This is a genomic window from Spirillospora sp. NPDC048823, assembly GCF_043198445.1.
In the GTDB taxonomy this organism is placed as follows: domain Bacteria; phylum Actinomycetota; class Actinomycetes; order Streptosporangiales; family Streptosporangiaceae; genus Spirillospora.
Genome location: NZ_JBICUT010000054.1, coordinates 1 through 1,157 on the forward strand (window position 1 = coordinate 1; position 1,157 = coordinate 1,157).

The 1,157-nt window shown below is 66.6% G+C and carries 1 protein-coding gene; it reads right to left on the reverse strand.

All coding sequences use genetic code 11. The features are described from left to right. The coding region (locus tag ACGFK0_RS37680) for an acyl-CoA dehydrogenase family protein (RefSeq protein WP_392913577.1) at positions 1-1,157 on the reverse strand (1,157 nt) is incomplete at both ends.

Genomic DNA, 1,157 nt, shown 5'->3' on the forward strand with positions numbered 1-1,157 from the left:
TTGAGGAGCTGGCGGGCCATGACCATGCGCTGGACCTGGTTGGTGCCCTCGTAGATCTGGGTGATCTTGGCGTCGCGCATCATCCGCTCCACCGGGAACTCCCGCGTGTACCCGTACCCGCCGAGCAACTGCACCGCATCGGTGGTCACGTCCATCGCCACATCCGAAGCCAGCGCCTTGCACGCCGACGACACGAACGTCAGATCCGCGACCTTCTCCCCCCGCATCGCACGCTCGGACTTGACCGCCGCGTGATAGGTCAACTGCCGGGCACCCTCCAGCCGCATCGCCATATCGGCCAGCATGAACTGCACACCCTGGAAATCACCGATCGGCCTGCCGAACTGGCGGCGGTCCTTCACATACCCCAACGCGAAGTCCAGCGCACCCTGCGCGATCCCCAGAGCCTGCGCCGCGATCGTGATCCGGGTGTGGTCCAACGTCGCCAGCGCCGTCTTGAAACCCGTGCCCTCGGCACCGATGATCCGATCCGCCGGAATCCGCACATCCTCCAGAATCACCTGCCGCGTCGGAGACCCCTTGATCCCCAGCTTGCGCTCCTTGGGCCCGAACGACACCCCCGCATCCGACCTCTCCACCACGAACGCCGAAATCCCCCGCGCCCCCGCGGACGGATCGGTGACCGCCATCACCGTGTAGAACTCCGACACCCCCGCATTGGTGATCCACATCTTCGTGCCGTTCAGCACCCAGGCGTCACCCTCACGCACCGCACGCGTCTTCATCGCCGCCGCATCCGACCCCGCATCCGCCTCCGACAACGCATAGGAGAACATCGCCTCACCCCGCGCCACCGGACCCAGATACCGCTTCTTGACCTCCTCCGACCCCGCCAGCAGCACCGGAACCGTACCCAGCTTGTTCACCGCCGGGATCAGCGACGACGACGCACACGCCCGCGCCACCTCCTCGATCACGATCACCGTCGCCAGCGCATCCGCACCCGCACCCCCGTACGATTCGGGCACATGCACCGCATGCAGATCATTGGCCGCCAGCGCGTCCAGGGCCTCCTGCGGGAACCGCGACTCCTCGTCCACCTCCGCCGCGAAAGGAGCGATCTTGGCATCGGCCAGCTCACGCACCGTACGCCGCAGCAGCTCATGCTCCTCGGACGGCGCGTACGTGGGAAAGTC